The 22,132-nt window shown below is 55.9% G+C and carries 22 protein-coding genes and 1 pseudogene; 8 read left to right on the forward strand and 15 right to left on the reverse strand.

From position 1 onward, the window contains the following. From ACN0WW_RS12740 to ACN0WW_RS12760, 5 genes are all read right to left on the reverse strand, one after another. The coding region (locus ACN0WW_RS12740) for an aconitase family protein (RefSeq protein ID WP_417613075.1) at nucleotides 1–994 on the reverse strand (994 nt) is incomplete at its 3' end. A gap of 164 nt (nucleotides 995–1,158) precedes the next feature. Next, on the reverse strand, nucleotides 1,159–2,649 hold the full coding sequence (locus ACN0WW_RS12745) for a hypothetical protein (protein ID WP_417613077.1): 1,491 nt from the start codon (nucleotides 2,647–2,649) through the stop codon (nucleotides 1,159–1,161). Then, entirely contained in the window at nucleotides 2,646–3,578 is a 933-nt protein-coding gene (locus ACN0WW_RS12750; RefSeq protein ID WP_417613079.1) for a winged helix-turn-helix domain-containing protein, read from the reverse strand. Before ACN0WW_RS12750 ends, ACN0WW_RS12745 begins: the two co-directional genes overlap by 4 nt. Before the next feature lie 178 nt (nucleotides 3,579–3,756). Further along, entirely contained in the window at nucleotides 3,757–5,133 is a 1,377-nt protein-coding gene (locus ACN0WW_RS12755) for a hypothetical protein (protein ID WP_417613081.1), read from the reverse strand. A 607-nt stretch (nucleotides 5,134–5,740) separates the two neighbouring features. Next, nucleotides 5,741–6,328: an SOS response-associated peptidase gene (locus tag ACN0WW_RS12760; RefSeq protein WP_417613083.1), complete on the reverse strand. Its 588-nt coding sequence runs from the start codon at nucleotides 6,326–6,328 to the stop codon at nucleotides 5,741–5,743. 480 nt (nucleotides 6,329–6,808) lie between these two features. Between ACN0WW_RS12760 and ACN0WW_RS12765 the strand changes: the two genes are divergently transcribed. Next, nucleotides 6,809–7,441 (forward strand): hypothetical protein, encoded by a 633-nt coding sequence (locus ACN0WW_RS12765; RefSeq protein WP_417613085.1) that lies wholly within the window; start codon nucleotides 6,809–6,811, stop codon nucleotides 7,439–7,441. A 310-nt stretch (nucleotides 7,442–7,751) separates the two neighbouring features. On the opposite strand, the gene ACN0WW_RS12770 is transcribed toward ACN0WW_RS12765, so the two are convergent. From ACN0WW_RS12770 to ACN0WW_RS12780, 3 genes are all read right to left on the reverse strand, one after another. After that, a complete protein-coding gene (locus ACN0WW_RS12770; RefSeq protein WP_417613087.1) occupies nucleotides 7,752–8,306 on the reverse strand; it encodes a DUF2061 domain-containing protein in 555 nt (184 codons plus the stop codon). 177 nt (nucleotides 8,307–8,483) lie between these two features. Continuing rightward, the gene (locus ACN0WW_RS12775) at nucleotides 8,484–9,242 is read right to left on the reverse strand and encodes a competence/damage-inducible protein A (protein ID WP_417613089.1); all 759 of its coding nucleotides are present in this window, start codon (nucleotides 9,240–9,242) and stop codon (nucleotides 8,484–8,486) included. A gap of 40 nt (nucleotides 9,243–9,282) precedes the next feature. Beyond that, complete coding sequence (locus ACN0WW_RS12780; RefSeq protein WP_417613091.1) at nucleotides 9,283–11,034, reverse strand: sulfatase-like hydrolase/transferase; 1,752 nt, start codon at nucleotides 11,032–11,034, stop codon at nucleotides 9,283–9,285. Between the two features lie 122 nt (nucleotides 11,035–11,156). Between ACN0WW_RS12780 and map the strand changes: the two genes are divergently transcribed. The 4 genes from map (at nucleotide 11,157) to ACN0WW_RS12800 (ending at nucleotide 14,704) form a co-directional block, all read left to right on the forward strand. Then, nucleotides 11,157–11,981, forward strand: coding sequence for a type I methionyl aminopeptidase (gene map, locus ACN0WW_RS12785; protein WP_417613093.1), 825 nt, complete (start codon nucleotides 11,157–11,159; stop codon nucleotides 11,979–11,981). Between the two features lie 724 nt (nucleotides 11,982–12,705). Next, a complete protein-coding gene (locus ACN0WW_RS12790; protein WP_417613095.1) occupies nucleotides 12,706–13,377 on the forward strand; it encodes a DUF5343 domain-containing protein in 672 nt (223 codons plus the stop codon). Then, nucleotides 13,370–13,843 carry a TIGR02391 family protein gene (locus tag ACN0WW_RS12795; RefSeq protein WP_417613097.1) on the forward strand — a complete coding sequence of 158 codons (474 nt, stop codon included), beginning with the start codon at nucleotides 13,370–13,372 and terminating at the stop codon, nucleotides 13,841–13,843. The genes ACN0WW_RS12790 and ACN0WW_RS12795 overlap by 8 nt, the downstream gene beginning before the upstream one ends. Further along, nucleotides 13,844–14,704 carry a hypothetical protein gene (locus tag ACN0WW_RS12800; RefSeq protein WP_417613099.1) on the forward strand — a complete coding sequence of 287 codons (861 nt, stop codon included), beginning with the start codon at nucleotides 13,844–13,846 and terminating at the stop codon, nucleotides 14,702–14,704. It abuts the gene before it with no gap. A 214-nt stretch (nucleotides 14,705–14,918) separates the two neighbouring features. Here the strand turns inward: ACN0WW_RS12800 and ACN0WW_RS12805 are convergent, their stop codons facing one another. Next, nucleotides 14,919–15,167, reverse strand: a complete 249-nt coding sequence (locus tag ACN0WW_RS12805; RefSeq protein ID WP_417613101.1) for a type II toxin-antitoxin system ParD family antitoxin — start codon at nucleotides 15,165–15,167, stop codon at nucleotides 14,919–14,921. A 252-nt stretch (nucleotides 15,168–15,419) separates the two neighbouring features. Between ACN0WW_RS12805 and ACN0WW_RS12810 the strand changes: the two are divergent. Beyond that, a pseudogene (locus ACN0WW_RS12810) lies at nucleotides 15,420–15,635 on the forward strand (type I methionyl aminopeptidase); the annotation flags it as partial. Between the two features lie 7 nt (nucleotides 15,636–15,642). Here ACN0WW_RS12810 and ACN0WW_RS12815 read toward each other — a convergent pair. Next, nucleotides 15,643–15,930 carry a helix-turn-helix domain-containing protein gene (locus ACN0WW_RS12815; RefSeq protein WP_417613103.1) on the reverse strand — a complete coding sequence of 96 codons (288 nt, stop codon included), beginning with the start codon at nucleotides 15,928–15,930 and terminating at the stop codon, nucleotides 15,643–15,645. Beyond that, a complete protein-coding gene (locus tag ACN0WW_RS12820) occupies nucleotides 15,927–16,337 on the reverse strand; it encodes a type II toxin-antitoxin system RelE/ParE family toxin (protein WP_417613105.1) in 411 nt (136 codons plus the stop codon). Before ACN0WW_RS12820 ends, ACN0WW_RS12815 begins: the two co-directional genes overlap by 4 nt. 208 nt (nucleotides 16,338–16,545) lie before the next feature. Here ACN0WW_RS12820 and ACN0WW_RS12825 point away from each other — a divergent pair, with 208 nt between their 5' ends. Together ACN0WW_RS12825 and ACN0WW_RS12830 are read left to right on the forward strand one after the other, a co-directional pair. Continuing rightward, nucleotides 16,546–17,928: an EAL domain-containing protein gene (locus tag ACN0WW_RS12825; protein ID WP_417613107.1), complete on the forward strand. Its 1,383-nt coding sequence runs from the start codon at nucleotides 16,546–16,548 to the stop codon at nucleotides 17,926–17,928. 253 nt (nucleotides 17,929–18,181) lie between these two features. After that, nucleotides 18,182–18,508, forward strand: a complete 327-nt coding sequence (locus ACN0WW_RS12830; protein WP_417613412.1) for a DUF423 domain-containing protein — start codon at nucleotides 18,182–18,184, stop codon at nucleotides 18,506–18,508. Nucleotides 18,509–18,612: 104 nt separating this feature from the next. On the opposite strand, the gene ACN0WW_RS12835 is transcribed toward ACN0WW_RS12830, so the two are convergent. The 4 genes from ACN0WW_RS12835 to ACN0WW_RS12850 form a co-directional block, all read right to left on the reverse strand. After that, nucleotides 18,613–20,238 carry a S1 family peptidase gene (locus ACN0WW_RS12835; protein WP_417613109.1) on the reverse strand — a complete coding sequence of 542 codons (1,626 nt, stop codon included), beginning with the start codon at nucleotides 20,236–20,238 and terminating at the stop codon, nucleotides 18,613–18,615. Then, a complete protein-coding gene (locus tag ACN0WW_RS12840) occupies nucleotides 20,238–21,104 on the reverse strand; it encodes a hypothetical protein (protein WP_417613110.1) in 867 nt (288 codons plus the stop codon). The genes ACN0WW_RS12835 and ACN0WW_RS12840 overlap by 1 nt, the downstream gene beginning before the upstream one ends. Nucleotides 21,105–21,177: 73 nt before the next feature. After that, nucleotides 21,178–21,975: a hypothetical protein gene (locus ACN0WW_RS12845; RefSeq protein ID WP_417613112.1), complete on the reverse strand. Its 798-nt coding sequence runs from the start codon at nucleotides 21,973–21,975 to the stop codon at nucleotides 21,178–21,180. Then, nucleotides 21,950–22,132 carry a hypothetical protein gene (locus tag ACN0WW_RS12850; RefSeq protein WP_417613114.1) on the reverse strand — a complete coding sequence of 61 codons (183 nt, stop codon included), beginning with the start codon at nucleotides 22,130–22,132 and terminating at the stop codon, nucleotides 21,950–21,952. Before ACN0WW_RS12850 ends, ACN0WW_RS12845 begins: the two co-directional genes overlap by 26 nt.

Raw genomic sequence — 22,132 nt, forward strand, 5'->3', positions numbered from 1 at the left:
CGAGATATTCCAGCGTCTTTTCGTCGATCGGGAAATAGCCGCAGGTCGCGCCATATTCCGGCGCCATATTGGCGATGGTCGCGCGATCGGCGAGCGACAGTTCCTTCAGGCCGGGGCCGTAAAATTCGACAAAGGTGCCGACCACGCCAACTTCGCGCAGCATCTGCACGCAGGTCAGCACCAGATCGGTCGCGGTGATACCCTCGGACAGCGTGCCGGTCAGCTTGAAGCCAACCACCTGCGGGATCAGCATCGAGACCGGCTGGCCGAGCATCGCGGCTTCCGCCTCGATCCCGCCGACGCCCCAGCCGAGCACGCCGAGACCGTTGATCATCGTCGTATGGCTGTCGGTGCCGACGCAAGTGTCGGGATAGGCGACCATCTGGCCATTTTCGTCCGCCGAGGACCAGACCGCCTTGGCGATATTTTCCAGATTGACCTGGTGGCAGATGCCGGTTCCGGGAGGCACGACCTGAAAATTGTCAAACGCCTTCGACCCCCATTTCAGAAATTCGTAGCGCTCCATATTGCGCTGATATTCCAGCTCGACATTATGCTCGAACGCCTTGGGCGTGCCGAATTCGTCGACCATCACCGAATGGTCGATGACCAGATGTACTGGCACCTGCGGGTTAATCTGCTCGGCATTGCCGCCGAGCGCCTTGATGCCGTCGCGCATCGCCGCGAGATCGACCACCGCGGGCACGCCGGTAAAATCCTGCATCAGCACGCGGGCCGGGCGATATTGAATCTCCGCCGGGCTCTTCGCTTCCTTCTGCCAGTCGACCACCGCCTGCGCATCCTTGGCATCGACGGTAAAGCCGCCGTCCTCAAAGCGCAGCATATTCTCCAGCAGCACTTTCAGCGTGTAGGGCAGCTTGTCGATATTGCCGAGCTTCTCCGCCGCCTTGGCGAGCGAATAATAAGCGTAATCGGTGCCGTTGACGGTGAGCGTCGAGCGGGTGCCGAGTGAGTCTTTGCCGGTGGTGGTCATGGTGGAGTGTGGCCTTTCGTTTATGTTTTTTTGAAACCCACACTACGGGGAGTACCTTGCCGGTTGGGGCCATGGCGGAGGTGGGATTCGGTTGTTCGGGTGGGCTTTAGCGCAGGGGGGTGGGAGAGGCAATGGGTGGGTGAACACCCAATCCTAATCGCAACCTATGAAAAACCCGAAAAGTCAGGTAAACTGCCAATTTCACCGAGTATTTCGCCAGCTTGAACGTACAGATCAGAGGTGGCATCTATCCCATCCCGCACACCTTTGATGAATTCCAATAGGCGTCGCCATGCCGGTTTGTCATCCGGCTTTTTTGCAATCTCGGCGACAAGTGCCTCACCTTGCTTCGTCGTCTTTTTTGAATCGAGTTGAACGAGCAGAGCAAGCACTTTTTCCATCACTTGTCTCGTATCACTGGAGTCCATTCCTTGAATGACTTTGATAACATCGGCATCAATGTTGCCGTTATTCGCAAAAGCTCCGATCGTGCTATTGTTGAAATTATTGTTCGTGATGGACACTGTGGGCCTCCCAATTAACCTAGATTCTTGATCGTTGTCATTGGAGTAGAGGTCGAGCCCCTCTTGTTCCCATGAAATTTTTTTGAGTTCTCTATATATTTCGGTTTGGGCGGATGCCGCCTCTAGCCTCATTCTCACCGGGGATTTTTTTGCAGCTCGCTTATAAAGTTCCACCACTAAAGCCGCATAGTGTCCATCCATATATGCATATGAAGCCATATGATCTTGCAAAGCAGCACGAATTTCGGAATCAGTTTCTCTCATCATCCAATGGCGCACAATCTTTGAAATCTCCGGGACATAATTATCCCTCAATTCCAATGCAATTTCTAACCTAACATTTTCATCATCGTCGCCCACACAAGTATCGAAAAAATCGAGTTCGCGTCGAAGATTGTACTCGTCTGTGACTAATAACCGAGCCATCCATTTCCTAACCTGAGGTTCACTAGATTCATACATTGAAGTTGGAACCTGTAACGACGAGAAACCCAGCTTGAGGCGTGCCTGAGCCCAAATCGAATATTTGCTAACAGAGGGCGCATCGTGGAGATTCAATTGACTTAAAGCGGTAAAATTAGTGTGCCTTTCATGAAAAAGATGCTCTGGCGCTTTTCCAAGTCCGGTCAATACAACAGCCGCTCTGAATTCGGCCGCTGAACCGTTTTCTAAGGGAATTCTGGTTTCAACAAGGCGCTTCTTTTGCTTTTGACTAAATTGAGAAGCGGCAATCAGCAAAGTACCATCAATTTCGAGACCGCTGCTGTTAATCTTTTCATTTGCCACTTTGTCAGTATTTGATGCAAATACGTATGCCACAATTGAGGCTAAAAGGTCTGGATCCTCATCAGCATCTTTCACCATTCCCAACACCACATCAACACAGTCTTTGGCGCCTAAATCGGTCAAGGCGTTCACAGCCCATCGCCTACAGGTTGCAGACGGCCGATAAAGGCAAAGCCGAACCGTAGACTTGACTGCAGTCATTTCCACGAACACGAAACCATCAGTTAATTTTTTGCAGAGCCATTGAAGTGCTTTAACAGCAATGCGATCATCCGAGTTGTTCAGTTGAGCGACAAGGTACGCTTCTTCTTCCGAAGAGAAAAAGAGGGGTTTCTGGCTGCTCACCGTCTCTTCTTCTCTTGGAGCCAATTCAAAAATTGTTCCGTCCAAGGATCAAAATTGTGCTTAGGTATGTTACACGAATCCACCCAACCCAGTTCATTAATTGCGAGGCGTTTTGTCTCCGGATAAAAGAACTCTGGACTTGTAATTTTTACAATGCCCAACAAGGCATGATGATTTGGGCGTTCGTAGAAAAGGCATCCCGAAAATTTCGAGTTATTTTCAAAATATGGCAAATCTCTGGAAAATTCTAAATCTAAGTCAATCGCTGCCGCTGTTAGTCCGGCATTGATCACTCCGTGATTGTCAAACTCGAAAAGAGTCATATCGTCATGTTCGACCGGCACTGTAAAACCCAGCGATCTCTTATGTATAAAATCACTCCGCTGTTCGCGAAAAGATCCTCTATCGAAACCCAAGAAACCATTTTTCCGTTGAAAATATGTAAATGAATAAAACGGGATCAGAGAGTTATCGGGTTCGGCAGTGAGATCGCGATAGACGAAATCTCCGCGCTTTATAATTCTTTTTAGTTGGGCTGGGGAAATGAAACCACTTCGGTTTTTACCTGCAATGGACCAAATCAGTTCCCTCTGAAAATGGACTATATTTCTATTTTTTAATTCCAGCTTTCTTCGGCGAGCAACAATCGGCTTTCGAAATTCTTGAGGGATGCTCCGATCAGTCATAAACTTACGAAGGAAAAACCTGCCCGGTCGATTTCTATAAAATCTACTTTTGTCCCGGAATTGAAGAATATCTTCACTAAGCCTTGCACCTAGAGTTTTGTGCTGGGTTTTTCCATGAAGATGAGTAGGCACGAGATAACGAAGATATGCTTCACGCATTATCTCTTGGGTAGACATCGGAACACGACAAGAATCTAAAACTTTCTCAGCTATTTGCAGGTAAGAGTCACTGTTGTTTGACATAGAATCACCCAACTATATCAATACTTGAAAGTCTACTAAAATTATTCGGATTTTTTCCACCCCCACTCACTGGGAACGGTCATGGATTACGGTGACAGTTTACTAAATGCACCAATTAAAGATGGGACGGGACCGTTCTGGGCGCTTGGCCTTATGGCTGCGGGCTTGGATATTGTGATTATCGCCTTGGGATGACGGTACAGGTATATTTTCCTCCCAAGGAAGCTTTCAGCCGGGTCGGGAAAAAACAAAAGTCGGATTCATAATAGTTTGCCTTTCGGTCATAGCGGACATTGTAGCGTTTATAATGGACCGTCATGTCAGACATCGCGTATCTGTTGAACAGCATCGGATAACCCAGCTCTTTCGATCCGGAGCTTTGAATCTGTCGGAAGCCTTGTTTGCCGATATATCTAAGCAGGCCAGCGTCAAACTCGTTAGACGGGAACAGCCCCCCGACGATTACTCCGCCTGCCACGTAAAGGCAGGATTCCCGCCTCGGGTTCGCGCGATATTTCGGGAAATATTCCCAGCAATGCAGCTTTACCTTGCCATCACGGGTCGTCGTCACGCTGGATTTTGCTACGCCCTTTGGATAGGCAACGGTGAATTGCGACTTATCATGATAGATCATGTCGCGGTAGGTCGGCACACCCGTGTCTGCCGGTGTTTGCCCAAATATAAAACCGTAAAATGTTGCTTTCCCAGGCACCAGAAAATCATCTTTGCCGGATAAATCCGGAATGATGCCGGTTGCCTTCACCTTCTCCCCATAGATACCGACAAGTTTGCCGAAAGCCTCAAGCCCGGAGATGTTGCGCCCACTCTCTTGCTTTGCCCGTTGGGCGGCGACGACCGGACTGGCGTTGGTACGGGCATCGTCCCCTGATTCTAGATTGTCTAGACGGGCCTGAATTGCCGGAACGGGAACGTTACCCCCCCGATAGGGCCAGCCAAGATATGACTGTGTATAAAGTGAAAATTGCTGCCATGCTTTTGGGTATCGCGCGTGGTCTATGCTCGGCTGTTCGCGCAAGAAAACGGCAGAGAATGATTTCTGGAAATGACGGATCACCACATTTTTCCAGTCGTTATTGAATAGGTTGTCAAAATTGTTGATTTCTCGCCGCGCGTGATTCCCGAATGGCAAGGCTGACTTATATTCGAAAATATGGGAATCCACATTACAGGCCTCGGCTGGACCCGATTTCCAACGCTGAAGATCGCTTTCCGTATCCTTGAACGAATTTTCTAGCCATTTAGAACAGAAGAAAATGATGGCATTGAGTTCCTTATAGCCCTGCTTGGTAAAGTCGGAGGAAATAGTTTCCTTGCTACAGGTCTTGCGGCTCTGGCAGCTGTTGTAAGATTGCGCCCGCTTCCAAGCCTGGGCATTCAAAGCCTGCATCTGCTTCAGGCCTGCTGCGGAATAGACGGCATAAAGGTCTTTTTCCTGCGCCATCGCCGGGCAGATACAAGCCATGGCGGCAACTGCCGACAGCAGGCGGAGAATCATTCCGACGGTCTTGCAATATCGTCCAATGATCTTGCCCATGCCTTATATCCCCTCATCCACTTGCATCGGCACAGTAAGAACTAAGAAGAGGAATTGCAAAAATTGAATTATGGTGACAATTTACTAGAATTACGGTGACAGCGCACCAATTACCCAACCCGACAAATGACATCAGCGGTGCTGGCGTTTTTTGTTCGCTGGATCGCTCGGTGAGTCCCCGGCCTCGCTTCGCCCTTCGCGGGGATGGCAAGGGCCTGCGGATGGGGTGGTGGCCGTTAGTGGTGAGCCTGTCGAAGTGCACCTCTCGTCGCAAAGCGCCCTTCGACAAGCTCAGGGCTGACGGCAGTTCGCTGGCAGGGTGTCTCGACTTTGCTCGACACGAACGGTTGTTATTCGTCATCCTGAACTTGTTTCAGGATCTCGGGCGGCGGTGCGTGATCTCGAGGGGTCCTGAAACGAGTTCAGGATGACGACTTGTGCTACAGGGTGATGCGCGGTGGCCGGGTGTCTCGACTTCGCTCGACACGAACGGGGTTGGGTAAGTTCGTCATCCTGAACTTGTTTCAGGATCTCGGGCCTCGGTGCGTGATCTCGAGGGGTCCTGAAACGAGTTCAGGATGACGATGTGTGTTGGCCCCGGCCCCGCCTAGTCCACCACCGCCATCAGCTGCGAGGGAAACGGCGCTTGCAGCGCTGCGGCATCATCGCCGGATAGCCAGCGGTCGTAATCCTCCGGCTGCAGGATCACCGGCATTGCCTTGGGGTGGACCGGTTTCACCACCGGATTGGGTTCACAGGTCAGAAAGGCGTAGCACGCGCCCTCCTCCTGCTGGCGCCAGATACCGGCGAAGCAGGACACCGGCTGGTCGTTGACGGTAAACCAGACTTCCTCCCGGCCGGCGCCCGGCTTGGGCTCGGCAAACTGGTGAAAGGGGACCAGGCAGCGATGCTCGGCCTTGTTGATGATATTGCGGTAGAGCGGGCTTTGCAGGTTGCGGACATTGGTGGTGTTCATCTTTTTCGTGGTGCCGGGGCGCTTGCCCTTGCCGACCCAGGGGAAGCCCCAGTGCATGGTCTCGGCGACCTTTGCGCCATCCACCACGCGCACGATCGCGCCCTGTCGCCCGGGCCAGACATCCTCTGCCGCGTCATCGAGCCGGAAATGGCTGACATAATCCGCCCAGCTCTCGATCGTGTGGAGCGCGCCGGGGATATTGCGATAGTGGTTGCACATTGGGGGGTTATGGCACCAATTGCCCGACCCGACAAATGACGGCAGCGGTGCTGGCGTTTTTTGTTCGCTGGATCGCTCGGCGGGTCCCCTGCCTCGCTTCGCGCTTCGCGGGGATGGCAAGGAGCTGCGGATGGGATGGTGGGGGTTTCGGTTTGGCTTGTGTCTCGACTTCGCTCGACACGAACGGTGGGTGAGATGCTCCCTGCCCTTACTGGTGTGCCCTGCCGTAGGGCGGGGTCCAGACGATCGGACAGGACTGTTCTGGGCGCCGCCCTTCGGCGGCGAACAATTTTCCCGATCCAACACCCTTTCCTACAGATTGGGGGTTCTGATATGGGTTTGGCATGGCAAAGAAGAAAACGAAGGGGCGCGATGCGCGCGGTCCCTCGTCATCCTGAACTTGTTTACCTACCGGTGGCCTTCGGCTCAGGACCCCGCACGGTTCGCGCTTGTGGCCCGGGGTCCTGAAACGAGTTCAGGATGACGAAGATGAAGAAGATGACGAAAACACCCGTGAAGAAAGCCCGCAAGCCGCGGCATGATGGCTGGACCGAGGAGCGGCGGAGGATATTTCTGGCGGTGCTGCGCGAGAGCGGCTGTGTGATGGACGCCTGCCGGGTGGCGGGGGTGTCGGGGACGTCGGCGTACCGGCTGCGGCAGCGCGATCCGGAGATGGCGGCCTTGTGGGACGAGGCGCTGGAAAACGGGCAGCGCGGGCTGGTCGCGGTGGCGCATCAGCATGCGGTGGTCGGCAAGGAGACGATCATCTACCGCAATGGCGAAGAGGTCGAGCGGCGGCTGGTGCCGTCGGATTCGATCATGGCGCTGCTGATCAAGCGCGGCGATCTCGGCGGGCGGATCGGGTCGCGCACGGCGGACAAGGTGATTACCTGGGAGGAATGGCAGGACGGCGTGCGCTTTGACGACGAGGGCAGCAAGGTCAGCGAGCGCGAGCAGCAGGAGGCGGTGCGGCGGTCGCTGGAGGCAAAGCTGGGCGCGATGCACGACAAGCTGGTGGCCGAGCGGCGGCAGGAGCAGGCGCAGCTGAGGGCCCGGGAAGCGCGGGCGGCGGCGCTGGAGGCGAAATATGGCGGGGGTGATGGGGAGCGGTGATCGGTGCTGTGCGCTGGACGCCGTTCGTCTCGAGCGCAGTCGAGAGAGTTTTTGGGCGTTTGGCCGCGTGTCTCGACTTCGCTCGACACGAACGGGGTGGTGGGTCATTTCGTCATCCTGAACTGGTTTCAGGATCTCTATCGGCAGCGCTCAATCTCACGGGGTCCTGAAACGAGTTCAGGATGACGAGTGAATGGGTTGGCTCCCTGTGCTTCGCGCTTGACGCGGAGCTCTGGCGTCGCTCACTGATGGTTTCTTGCCGCGCGGGGCTCCGCGTCGAGCGCGGAGCACCCTCTCCAATGCTCGCTCTCTAATGCACCACACCGAAGGGCACTTTTGCCCAGACGCGCTCGTGGAGGAAGTAGAGCGCCAGTTTGGTGAAAATCTCGAGGCCGCCGATCGAGAGGGCGGTCTGGACGCTGCCGGTGAAGAACCAGGCGAGCAGGATCGTGTCGAGCGTGGCGATGGTGCGGAAGGTGAAGGTCTTGGTAGTGGTGCGGCGCAGGCTCTCCTGGCGCTTGCCGTCGACGACCGAGGTGCCCCACTGGACCCAGGCCCAGAAGCGCTCGTGGAAATAGTAGAACAGGATCTTGGTGACGATCTCGGTGATGGCGATATAGCTGGCCGCCTTGACCGCCTCCCCCTGCGACTGTTCGAGGCCGAAGAACGGGCCGATATAGGTGATCATCAGATAGGAGAGCAGCAGCGTGTCGAGCGAGCCGACGGCGCGCCAGGAGACCGCCTTGGCGATCGAGCGCCAGGTCTTGATCTCGGGCGGCTGTGTGCGCTCTGGCTCCGGAGCGAGCGCGGGCATTTCCGGGCTGGCGGGCGGTGCGGCGGCGGGGTGGTCGGGGGAATTGCTCATCGACAGCCTGTGGCGGAGAAGCGCGGGCTTGTCGAGCGGTTGTTGGGGTGTGCTCCGGGCTTGACGCGGAGGCGGACCGGGCCGCGGCGTTGGCGGTTAGTCGCCCAGGGCTCCGCATCTAGTGCGGAGCACGGGGTTGTTTGGCGCCAGAGAAACGCGTCCTCAGCCGCGTATCGGTCAGATTCCGCCGTCGGTGACTTCGTAGCCGGCCGCTTCCAGGGCGGCTTTCAATTCGGCGCGGCAGGTTTCCAGATCGTGGGCTTCGGTCGAGCGGACGACGAAATTGGCGCCAACGGTGCCGTTGCGGAAGAAGGGATAGCTCCCGATGACGCAGCTCTCGTGCGCCCTTTCGGTGTCGCCGAGAATGTCGGCGATCTCGCTTTCCGGGGCCCAGGCACCGAGCGTGGCGGACAGCAGCGGTGCGCCGCCCTCGAGCGTGCCGGTGAGCGCGTCGAGCATGCCGGCGGTGATATGGGGCACACCGGCCATCAGATAGCAGTTGCCGATGCGGATGCCGGGGGCGCCGGACATGCGGTTCTCGATCAGTTCTGCACCGGCGGGCACGCGGGCCATGCGCAGGCGGCCTTCGTTGAGACCGCCGCGGCTTTCGTAATAGTGCTCCAGTATCGCGCGCGCCGCGGGGTGGATCACCACATCGACGCCGAGCGCCCTCGCAACCGCGTCGACGGTGATGTCGTCATGGGTCGGGCCAATGCCGCCGGTGGTGAACAGATAGTCGTTGCGGGCGCGCAGGATATTCACCGCTTCGGCGATATGGTCCTTGTCGTCGGCGACCACCCGCACCTCCGCGAGGCGGATGCCCTGCACATTGAGCCAGCTGGCGACCTGCGCGATATTCTTGTCCTGGGTGCGCCCGGAGAGGATTTCATCACCGATCACAATCAGCGCGGCGGTCCAGATTTTTTGATCATTCATGCCGCGTCTATAGAGCGAAGCCGCGCGATTTGGGAATATGTTATTTCGGGCGAAGCGCGGCGGCGGCAGCGACCGGCTGCCGATAGTCGGAGCGCGGCGGCCGGGCGATGCCCTGCAGCGGCACGTGCAGCCACACCGGCTCGCTGCCCAGCCGCGCGTTGAAGCGGACATTGAAGGTGAACGGGTCGGCCTGGGCGGAGAACAGGTCCGGGCCGTAGAGCGGCTCGACCTGCTGCGGCGGATAGCCCATCAGGCCGAGCAGCGTCGGAAAAATCCGGTAGTGCGACAGCCGGTCCCGGCCCGCCTGCGCCGCCTGCGCCCAGCGCGCCTCACCAGCGGGATCGCCGATGATGACCAGCGGCACCACCCCTTCCTCGATCTGCGGATCGGGCGTGCAATGCGTCGCAGCGCCGCCGTCGCCGCGCTCGTGGAAGCTCTGGCCATGGTCGGCGGTGTAGACGATGGTTGCATCGCCGATGCGGGCTGCGGCAAACAGCCGGTCGAAAAAGCCGCCGACATTCCACAACAGGGTGTTGCGATAGCTGTTGCGATAGCGCCGCCAGTTGTCCGCACCACCGCCGAGCCCGTCGCCGGCCATGTCGCTGACATCGGGATAATGGCCGCGCTCCAGCATCGGGCGATAGCGCGCTTGGCTGAGCGGGAATTTGTCGCTGACCGGAAAATGACCGCCGACCTTGTTGACCAGGATCAGTTGCGGCTGGCCGTCGTTGAGATAGGCTGCCAGCCGGTCGGCGACCGCATGATCGCGGTCGACCACCGGCACCGCGTCAAACTGGTGCCAGTCATCGATCAGCGCGCGCTCCTCATCGTCCATCCGGTTCTGGTAGCTGCCATCGGTGCGCTGGGCATCGATATAGACGGTGCCGAGGCCCGCCGCCCGGGCATAGGCCCATATCGACGGCTGCGCTCGCACGGTGGTGCGATAATTGTCGCGGGTGCCGCCGAAGCGGAGCGCGACATTGCTGCCGACGCTGCAATGGTTGATCGCCGTGGCTAGACCGAAATTGTGGATCGGGACATTCCCCCCGCCTGCCCCACCGGCACCGAGACCGGAATAGACGCCATCCTCGCTGTTGATGTCGAGATAGGCACCAGCGATGCTTTCGTCGATGATCAGCACGATATCGGACGCGGGCCCGGGACCCTGCGGCGTCATCTTCACCGGCTGGCGCGGGCCGTGATCGGTGGTCGCCTCGTCATAGGCGTAGAGCATCGCGAGGCTGGCGCCGCTGTCGGCGGACGGCAGGCCATTTGCCCCCTCGCCGCCGCGGAAGAACAGCAGTACGGAGAGGCCGGCAAGGATCGGTAGCGCCACTATTCTGGCCGCGCCCACAGCAATGCCGCGGGCGCCCTGCCCTTCATCACCGCCCTGCGGCTTCAGCCCCACGCCGAGCAGCAGCAGCATGGCCTTGCCCGCCGCGAGCAGCAGGTTGCCGCCCTGTTGTTCGACCGCGCTGCCGATATCGCCAGCGCTCTGAATCATGGTGATGAAGCTCTCGTAGCTCATGAAATCGCCGACCGCCCATTGATAGCCGTCGACCAGCAGCGAGGCCGCCGCCAGCAGCAGCGCCAGCGGCCAGCGCAACCACCCGTTACGGAACAGCGCAATCCCGACCAGGCTGATCGCGCACAGGACGAACAAGCCGCCAAAGGCGATCAGGCCGACCGGCTGGATTTCCGGAGTCGCCAGCATGACCAGCCGCCGTGCAATCTCGCCGCCGCCGAGCAGCAGCGACCCTCCGATCAACAGATATTTCGCGCGATTTTTCATCAAGATCCTGAATTTGCCCCTGTTTTCCGGCTGATGCTTACGCAGAGTTGGTTAATATCGCCCGAAGGCGGCTGATTTTTTGGGGTCTCGCCAAATCGCACCGGGATGCTTATATAGCCCCCATGACAGACTATATGACCGTAGAAGACACCACCCCGCAATCCCGCACCGGCGCGATCAAGCTGCACGGGCCGGAAGGATTTGAAGGCATGCGCAAGGCCGGCCGGCTGGCCGCCGAGATTCTCGACGCGCTGGTCCCGCTGGTCGTGCCTGGCGTGACCACCGGCGAGCTGGACGATTTCGTGCGCCAGCAAACCTTTGCCGCTGGCGCCGTCCCGGCGACGCTGGGCTATCGCGGTTTCACCCACAGCTGCTGCACCTCGATCAACCATGTCGTGTGCCACGGCATCCCCGGCGACAAGAAGCTGAACGAAGGCGATATCATCAATATCGACGTGACCCCGATCCTTGACGGCTGGCACGGCGACACCAGCCGCATGTATCTGGTCGGCAAGACCCCGATCAAGGCGAGCCGGCTGGTTCAGGTGACCTATGAGTGCCTGATGCTGGGTATCGAGCAGGCGAAGCCGGGCAACCGGATGGGCGATGTCGCGCACGCGATCCAGAGCCACGCCGAAGGCCACCGCTATTCGGTGGTCCGCGACTTCTGCGGCCACGGCCTCGGCCAGATGTTCCACGACGCGCCGGAAGTGGTCCACGCCGGCAAGCCCGGCACCGGCCCCGAGCTGCGCCCCGGCATGTTCTTCACCATCGAGCCGATGATCAATATCGGCAAATATGCCTGCAAGATGCTCGATGACGGCTGGACCGCCGTGACCCGCGACCGGTCGCTAACGGCGCAGTTCGAGCATAGTATCGGGATCACCGAGGACGGGTGCGAGATCTTTACGAAGAGCCCGACTGGGTTGGATTGTCCGCCTTATTAGGTTTTGGTTTTGGTGGCCGCACCACTAGCGCGTGGGATCGGTTGCCCTGAACGAAGGCGGTTGCGTCTCTGATGCCGAAAATGATGCCGGTGAAGTCTTTGTGCTTCATGGCTTTGACTCCTTTATCGAGCGTTGCGAATTGTATGACAATACACCTGTTTCTTGGTTTTGTTAAATTCAATACAAAGTACGCTGTCACCCTAATATTTGTAATGCCATAATAATATTTACTAGCTGCATCTTATTGCAAACCAGTTCCAAAAACTGGAATGAAATTGGTAATTTTGTGGCCCAAATTTGAAACTTACAGTAGGACGGTATTTTGAAACTTACAGTTGGAGGGTAGTTTGAAACCAGGACGTGTACAGGCTCACGTCGAAAATATTTACGGTCGGCCACTTAGCAGTGAAGAGGAGCAGGTTCTGCTACTCGCAAATATCGGCACTCCTTATAAGAGTCGGAAAAAGACTGCAAAATATATGTTTAGAACCGTTCGAACTTATATTTCTGAAAATTGAACTGCATTGATAGTGCAATCATATCTTCGTTGTAGAGTCTCTTAAAATAGAATACACTGCACCCATAGTTCCAATATACTCTTGGATTGTCACCATCAAAATTTAGGAACGAGGTTACTAAGAAACGCTCAAAGTTGCATTTATTATAAGTTAAAATCATCCTGACTGCCAAGAGCGTAAATATAATCGCGACCACAGGAGAATTTATGGCTTCACATCCTTACATTTCAGGCCCCGGAAATGTCGCGCAGATGATAGCATTCCTGCGCAAAAATTTTCCAGCGACAGTTACCTCAGAAACTGTCAAGAAGTTCGGACTGGCCTCTAACAACGAGAGCTATGTCATCAATGCCCTTCAGTTCCTCGGACTCGTCGACGAGGAAGGCAAGCGCACGACCGAGGGCCACGACATCCTCGTACTCCCGGACGACAAGTTCCCTGAGGCTTTCGAAGCACTCGTCAAGAAGGCGTATAGCGACCTGTTCGAGCTGCGTGGAGATGACGCCTGGACGATGACGAAAAGCGAACTGACCGCATACTTTCGGACGACCGATAAAACGAGCGAAGTTATTGGCGGGCGTCAGGCTAGTGTATTTCAGGTGTTCCGATCTCTCGCTGGCCATGAGAACGTGGAGGAAAAGGTTGCGCCGAGGACACCCGCCAAGGCGCGGGAAAGGAGGGCAAAAGCAGCGCCCCCTCAGGCCAAGACAAAGCCCGCAGCGAGCGTTACTACCAAGGATAAGACCGGCCTCGGTTTGTCAGACGGTCGCAAGGACATGGCACTTACAGTGCGGATCGAGATTAATTTGCCAGCCAACGGCTCGAAGGAGACCTACGACAACATCTTTAAGAGCATCCGAGCGAATCTGTATGTCTAAGCCTTTGGCGGCCTTCGAACGAATTGCCAGAGCCGCAAGCAATCTGTCTTACAGGGCGGAAGAAGAGAGCGAGCGGTATCACCCATTCGATGAGCGCAACATCCATCCCGAGATCAGCAAGGTGTCGCAAAAGCTCTTCAACAACGGGCATTACTCACAATCAACTTTTGAAGCATTCAAATACCTCGACAACCGAGTGAAGAAGCTGTCCGGCATAAACGAGAGCGGCCAGAAGTTAATGATGGCCGCATTCACCGACACGAATCCGAAAATCCGCCTGACACCCCTTTCCACACAGAGCGAGATTGACGAGCAGCTGGGCTATAGGTTCATCTTTGCGGGCTCCATGTCGGCAATCCGAAACCCACGTGGTCACGACATTACTATTGACCCCATTGATCGCTGTCTTGACCACCTGTCGTTCGCATCGGTTCTGCTTCGTCGGCTGGAAGAGCGGCAGCCCTAAATGAGCAACTCCGAAGCCATCCTTCCCGCACCTTCTGGCACGCCAACTCCTGAGCCAACGGTTACCGATTTGCCCGCTGTTCTTCCAAGCAGTGACCAAGCTCAGGCGGTTGTGGAAGTGCCTGATCGTCAGACTGAGACGATCACACCGAACGACACTCCTTTCTATTTGCAACCCGTCCTATTAGCTGCAATCGTCGCGTTGATCGGCACACTAATCGCGCTGTGGATGAACAAGCTCTTTCACAAAGAGCGCCTAAGGTTTGAAGAAAAGCTGGCCGACAAGAAATATGCTCACGATGTCCGACTAGAGGAGCGTAAGTTCAGCCACACTGTTGGGATAGCAAAGTGGCATCGCCAATCTGAGTTCGCCGAAGGACAGCTTGCGGTATTTTACGAGGCCCGCGCGCGCCTGACGAACATTCGAAGTCCGGCGTCTTATTCGTCGGAAAATAATGATCGAGCAGGGAGGGATTCGGAAACGGAAGCTGTTCGGAACGCTCGAGACTCATACTATCCAGTGCTGAGCAGGGCCAATCTGTCATCCGAGTTCTTCAACGATTTCTACGCTGCCCGGTATCGCGCCATTGCGCTTTTCGGTGAGGAAGCGGCCGCGCCATTTATTGAAATTTGGCAGGCGCTTCACAAGGTCCGAGTCGCCGCCTCTATGTTGATGCGAGAAGACATGCATGGAGAGCACCGCGACATCGCCCGCAACCGGCAAAGAATGGAAGAGCGGATTTGGGAAGGGCTTGCTGAAGGCGATCCCATCGCAGCGGAGATAGAAGCGGCGATTGAAAAAGCGGAAGCACTCTTCAGGCCCGCCATCATCAACGCGCCTGAAACGCCTAAAAGCGACTAGTGCTTGAAAAAAAACTTGGCCGTGCTGGCGGATACGACGCAAGCTCGGCGCGACATCCTCCGCGCTTTGGCCGAGCTGTGGATTGGTGAGCAGGGACTGGAATCAGGGCTGCAACTGGTCGCGGTAGCGGCGGGCCTGCTCGATGCCCAATTCGGCGACGGTTTATTCAGCTATTTCGGCCAGATTATTTCCGGCGCGCCGGCTCAAGCGCAGTTCAGCCATGGGTGGCGCGGTCTTCGGCGGCGGTCCAGATGGCGTCCAGCGACTGGTCGCTGGGGCCGCTGTCCAGCCCTTCGGCTATCGCCTCCCTCAATTTCGCCAGCCGGTCCTGTTGCGACTGGTCGCGCTTGACCAGATCGCAAATATATTCGCTGTCATTGGTAAATTCGCCTCGCGCAATCCGGGATTTGATCCAGGCGTCCTGGTTCTCGCTCAGGCTAATGGTTTTGCGGACGGTGGCCATCGGGGAATCTCCTTGCGGTCGGTCATCATATTATTGGTGCAGATCGGGGTCGTAAAGAGGCATGGGCGGGATCGCTCCGACTATCCCGGAAATCCAAAACTAACCCGTGACGTCTGGACCAACTTATGGTTCCTATGCTCGGGAATCGAAAGGACCAGATATGATGATCGGATTTATTGCCGCTGTTTCAGCGGCAGTGGCGGTTGCTGCGGGCGCTTTTGGAGCGCATGCTGCGGCGGGGCAACAGGAAGCGGCACCGGCCCCGAGCTGCGCCCCGGCATGTTCTTCACCATCGAGCCGATGATCAATATCGGCAAATATGCCTGCAAGATGCTCGACGACGGCTGGACCGCGGTGACCCGCGACCGCTCGCTAACGGCGCAGTTCGAGCATAGTATCGGGATTACGGAGGACGGGTGCGAGATCTTTACGAAGAGCCCGACCGGGTTGGATTGTCCGCCTTATTGAGGGGTGACTAACCGGTTCCCAGCGCCTTTTGCACCGCCTCGGGATCGTCTTCGATCACGGTAAGCAAGGCGCGCGCAGGGGCATCGGGCTGACGCCTTCCCTGCTCCCAGTCCTTCACTGTCCCGAGCGGCAAGTGATAGGTTTTTGCAAATTTGGCCTGGGTCATCTTGATGCGCTTTCTGAGCGCCTTGATATCCGGCCCCGCCACCACGCGCGCACGCGCCTGCTCTCCCTGAACAAAGGCGGTCGCATCTTCAATGCCTTCCATGATGCCGCTGAAATCGTCGTCCTTCATTTTTTCAGTTCCTTCTTGAGCTTTGCAAGGGCTGCCTTGAAAGCATTTTTCTGTTCGCCGGTCAGACTGTCGTCGTCGGTCTTGTCGATCATCCACAGCTGGAAGACCGGATTGGCCTCGTCAGCGAAAAAGCTGAACACCCGGTACCCACCGCTCTTGCCCGTCGCCGCTTTGGCGACGCGCCCCTTGCGCAAGCCGCCGATGCGCGGCTCGATCTTGCCGAAGCCCGGCTGCGACTGATACAGATCGTAAATCGCATTGAGCTCGGCCTCGTTAACATCGAGCGCCTTGACCCTCTTCTGGAAAGCAAGCGTTGCGACGACAGTATGGACCGGCGCTTTATCCATGCAGGATATGTACGGCAATGCCGTCCTAAATGCAAGAAGAAAGACGGCAATGCCGTACATGTTCTGCACCGGTCGCTGACTATGCAGTTCGAACATATTTATCGGGACTACCGAAGACGGGAAGGGGGCTTCTATCCGGAAGGCTCAGACAACAATCAGAGATGGGATCTGGCTTGTTACGATTCTTCGCGCCGGCCGCGAATATTTTGTAATTGAGGAAAAGAAGTTTTTAATTAATTTTTAGTCCATGGCCTATAATGCCGCAACAATGGCTGATATGAAAAATAACGCTCTGGCCAAACTTCTTAGCAGAAGCGAGATAGCCAATGAAAGCGCGGCGGCTGAGAGCATTCAGGAAATTTTGGTTGCTTTGCGTGAGCATCTGAAAATGGACATAGCGTTCGTTTCTGAATTCAAAGACGGTCGCAGGGTATTTCTTAGCGTCAACTCTGCTTCCGGCGAAGCTCCTATCAAAGCGGGTGACAGCGATCCAATTGAAGAAAGCTATTGTCATTTGATAACAGAGGGACAATTGCCCGAGATCATCATGGATACATCGTTGATCCCGAAAGCAGACAGTCTCGCCGTGACATCCGCTTTGTCCATCGGAGCGTATCTGGGTGTGCCGCTTCGGTTCAGTGACGGAAGGCTGTTTGGGACATTCTGCTGTTTATCCCATCGACCAGATATCACGCTTCATGATCGCGATCTCAGCTTAATGAAAGTTTTCGGGCCGATTATCGCCGGCATTCTGGAACGCAGAAGCGAAGAGCAGAAACGTCGGAATACGATAACCACCGATATTAGCAAGATGATTGATTCTCGGCAATTCATGACGGTTTATCAGACAATTCACAAAGCGTTCGATGGAAGCCCAGTCGGCCTTGAGGCTTTAACAAGATTCGCTGATTCCGAGGTACGATCACCGGCCGATTGGTTTGAGGAGGCCAGCGAAGTCGGCCTTGGCGTGGAATTGGAATTGGCGCTGATCCGAAATGCTGTTGCCGGCCTTCGCTATTTTCCAAATCACATCTATCTGACGTTAAATGCTTCGGCGGAGACCATAATTTCAGGAAAATTGGACGAAATTCTGAGAGGTGTCCCGCAGGAACGATTGGTCATCGAACTAACAGAACATGAGGCGGTCGAGAATTATACCGAACTTCAGAAACATCTTCAGCCGTTGCGCGACAGAGTCAGATTCGCGATTGATGATGTAGGTGCCGGATTCTCAAGTTTGCGGCACATTCTTATTCTGGAACCCGACATTATCAAGCTTGATGCATCACTGATCCATAATCTGCACGAGGACCCCAAGCGGATTGCATTGGTACAGGCTCTCGTGACCTTTGCAAAAAGTCTGGACATCATTTTGGTGGCCGAAGGTGTGGAATGCGAAGATGAGCTCAACGAGCTTCGCAAATTGGGAGTCGATAAAGTCCAGGGTTATTTTTTCTCCCGTCCGATGCCTTTGCTGGCGGCAAGCCATTTTCTATGCTTCGACCCAGACATTCGTGGGCCACAAACTGCGGCCGATCAGGTAAAGAGCACAACGCGCGGGGTGGCAGTTGATGTCAACGACCCTAACCTTCCAGTCGCTGAAAGTACCAACTTTCGACCGCAAAAAGGCCGACTGACAAGCAAATGTTGAAGTTGCGCAGAGCTGAGTTCAAAATGGCATAAAGTCAAACCTGACGGCAGTGAATCCAGTTCGGAAACAACAGTGTTCCCATGAGATTTTCTGCTTCAATTGAATTACGGTGACAGTGCACTCCATTACCCAAGACGTGCATTGTCATCGGCACTGGGCAATTGCTGCGACTGTCACGAAAATCCAAAACTAACCCGTGACGTCTGGACCAACTTATGGTTCCTGTGTTCGAGAATCGAAAGGACCAGATATGATGATCGGATTTATTGCCGCTGTTTCAGCAGCGCTGGCTGTCGCTGCAGGCGCTTTTGGAGCGCATGCTGCGGCGGGGCAACAGGAAGCAGAATGGTTGCGGACGGGCGGCCTTTATCAGTTGACGCATGCCATCGCGGCCCTGGCCATCATGGGCGTGGCCAGAGGGCCGGCACTATTGCTTCTGGGCGGCTCCGCCCTGTTCGCCCTGACCCTATACGCGATGGCGTTCGGCGCGCCGCGATGGCTGGGCGCTGTAACGCCCATTGGCGGGACCATGCTGATTGCGGGATGGTTGTGGGCTGCCTGGATATATCTCCGCGGCTAAAACGCGCCAGCAAGGCAGCCTTGGCGGCATCCGGCGCTGATTCAATGGGCTGAGTTGGCCCGCCTTCCCGGTGGCAACGGTAACGCCTGAGCAGCCTCCTGTGATCAACGCCCGGTCAGATACGCCAGGGCTTCCTGACAGGGTTTCTTGCCCGGAACATGAAAGAAACGCGTGGGATCCATCCGTTCCGACGAGGTGGTCGCCGACGAAATAGTGGATTTTCTGAGCGGCCGGTTGGGAATCTTGTGCCCCTGAAACAGCGTCAGTCCGGCAAAGGTCTCACCGCCGCGGGAGCGCACTGCGCAAGCCGCAATCGAGCCGTCCAGGAACCCTTTTGTCGGAGCCTGCAGATTCTGTTTTGAGAACATGCCCTCCAGATAGACGTCGTCCGTGAGGTCGAGCAACAGCGACCACCTGCGGCCATCCGATTTGAAAAAAGAGACTTTGCCGCTATCGACCCCGGTCTCCTCCGCTTGCTCCCCGCCCCATGGCGACAGCCCGACAAGGGTAGCCGCCAACGTCTTCGGGATGACCGTGTAGACATGGAACATTCGCAGCGGCAGATAGGTCGTGCTGATCGGACCAAATGGCCGTGTCATCTTGGCCAAAGACCGTGCAGACCGCCGGCAGATATCCGGGTTTGTGGTTAGCTGATTGGTGACAGGCTCCGGTATGTCGCCGATATAGTCGCTGTCGGCCGCGTACCGTCCGCGACTATAGACAAACCGACCCGAATTGTCTGGCACGGCCGTTATACCGCAGTGATCGACAAACATCACCGGCGCCCGCAGCTGCACTTCATGGCGTCCGGCCGATAAATTCTGGCCAAGGTCAAAGACCTCACCCTGTGCATCGGTCAGGTACACGAACAACTCGCCGGGCAACTTCCTTTCGGTGACTTGCTGCGTGCGTGCATTAATTTGTGAACGGCTGGCGGCTTCCACCGATAGCCGCAATTTGAGGCCTGAACTCACGGAGATACTGGTAACATCCGGTGCAGACGTCTCCTGCAAAATACGGCGGTCAGGGCGCTGAGATGCCGGAATCAGATCGCTTTCAAGGCCGTAACTCCGAGCAAAGGCAATGATGTTCTGGATCGGGATTGCGCGACCGACGGCCCCCTCTGTATCGACAATCATCCCCGCTATTGCGTTGCTATCATCGAGCAGTGCGCCGCCGGACATGCCTGGCACAACGGCTGCTGACGGCGTCTGTATCCGCATATAATTGATGTCAGGCTGCAATATGCGCGCGCCGGTAAATATCTCCCAGTTCATGCCTTGCGGCTGCCCCATAAGCGATGCGACACCCGAGCCGTTGCTGGGTTCCGCGAGGATGGCGAACGCGCTTTCATCGAAGCGCGGCACACGCGGTTCGTTTTCAACCGCAATCAGCGCCAGATCGAGTTCAATGTTGGCAACCTTGCTGAGCGGAGTGGCGCGAAAGCGCTCCCCCCGTCTCGAGAAGAACTCAAGATCAACCGGCTGAGGGCCCAGTTCGGAGAAAAAATCGCCATTGGCATAGAGATTGTGGGCCGCTGTCGCGATGATCGTGCGCTGCGCATCCTGCGCGATCACGATCCCGGCACCAAATGCAGCTCCATCAGGCCCTTCCTGGTACAACATGACAACCAAGGGGCGCGGGTTGTTCTGTTCAGCCGTGTCCTGTGCGTTTGCGACCGATCCGCTGGCAAACAACGACAAGAAAACCAGTAGAATCAATCTTTCCATCACGTCACATCTTCCTTTTCCCGTAAAAAGAACCCAAGCTGCAATCCGCCCAAAAGCGTAAGAATTGCGCCAACGATCCTGACCAGCGTCGAATTAGCGGCCTTGTCCAGCATCGTCGGCCGCAGATTTTCTATTCCGCCCACCCGGTCCAAAAAAATGTCAGAGGCGCGACCTTCGGCTGTAAAGCGGATTCCCCGATCGGTTAGTTGCTGCTGAACCATCAAAGCTTCGGTGACGCCTTCCAAAACCAGCTTGTCTGAAAGGCCAAGCTTGTTCTCCAAAGCTCCGAAATCCTCCAGCCAGAGCTCACCCTCCCGGATCGTGCCAACCGTTTCAATTCTAGAATCGTCAACCTGAAGCTGTTCGACAAAAGCCAGACTTTGCGGTGAGGCAAAGGGAAGCAGATCGGCGTCGTCCGACAAGCCGTCCAGATAAACTGTGGCGAACGATGCAGGCTGAATATCGATCGCCAGCGATATAAAATCTTCCCCAGCCTGCGGCGGACAATAGGGTTGTTCAACAGCAGCGGGCAAAACCAGCTTGATTGTATGAGAGCGGGCTTCCCCGGAACTGGCGGGCAAAACCAGCGTTATGAGCGCGCCTTCCTTCCGGAGAATAATCTCACGTTGCTCGGCAAAATCCACGGCGGACACGGTTATGTCCTGCCCTGCAATGTGGAACGAATTCGAGCTTTCCGCCGAATCATCGACCGCGTCACATTCTACGCGCACGGAGCCGTCGATATCTATGGAATCGACCAGAAAAGCGCCGGTCGGGCTTGGCCGATCAAACGTCAGGACGACACTTTCGGCTTCGGCCGAAAGCGCGAATCTGGTGTCATGGGGCCTGATCAAACTTAACATCATCAATATTGCCGCAAGCCCAAAAAGCGCGACAATTGGCCACACTTTGACGATCCGGGCAATGCGGTCCAATGGTCTAACGCTGCTTACTTGCAACGGATATCAACAGTCGTTCGGTCGACATCCCGACGGTGCCGTCAAGAGAGACCCCTGTGATCCGGATCGTCCATTTCCCTTCCTCCAGGTCTGGAAGGGGAATGGGGTACGTGACACCGCCGGAAAAACGGCGGGCCATCGTGACAACCTTGGGCTCTCCTCCTCCATCCCGCGACAACCGGTATTGGATCCTCGACAGGGTTGAGTCCGGTTTCAACAAAATAATATAGTCGGAAAATTCTTCCGGCTTGCTCGACAAGGCAACCGGAATCAGGGCGCGCGCGTCTGACTGGCAATTCTCAGTACAGGCCAATATACCGAGCTCACTCGCGGTTGGCTTGTTGATCGCACGCGCGATGAGCGTCGTAGGCCAGCTATACAGACGCGAAGAACCAGGGAGCTGCGTGTCCATAGCATAGTAGGTATTGAAACGTGTGAAATTCAGAATGATCGCGACGTCTGACGCATTTTGCGAACCGTGGGTGCCAATATTCAGATGATCCAGATCGGCGAGCGAGCGCTGCGAAAATTTTCCGGCGTGAAAGCCCACCACACGAACCGTTCCGCCGCTAACCGGCCTCACATACATGCCTTCGCAACGATCTCCTCTGCTGCGATAGGAGAGCGGCGATTGCACGTTGGACTTCGCTCCGGCCAACAGACATGACTCACGCTCGCTCGCGACCGAGGCATCAGTCCAAAGGCCGACCACAGACATAAAAAAGACAGCGGCGAGAAGACCAAAACCATGCTTATTCTTCCAGCTTTTCAATTCCAAAAATCTTGTCATCTAAGCACAAATGCTCCGCTTTTTGTCCGAATTTCCGCCCCTTACGTTGGGTTAAAAATATAAAAAAATCAACTATAAGGGGGGAGAAATACTGAAAACTCGGCAAACTTGACGGGGAACAACCTGCAAAATCAAAAATTGCCAT

This window comes from Parasphingorhabdus sp. (assembly GCF_048269865.1).
GTDB lineage: Bacteria > Pseudomonadota > Alphaproteobacteria > Sphingomonadales > Sphingomonadaceae > Parasphingorhabdus.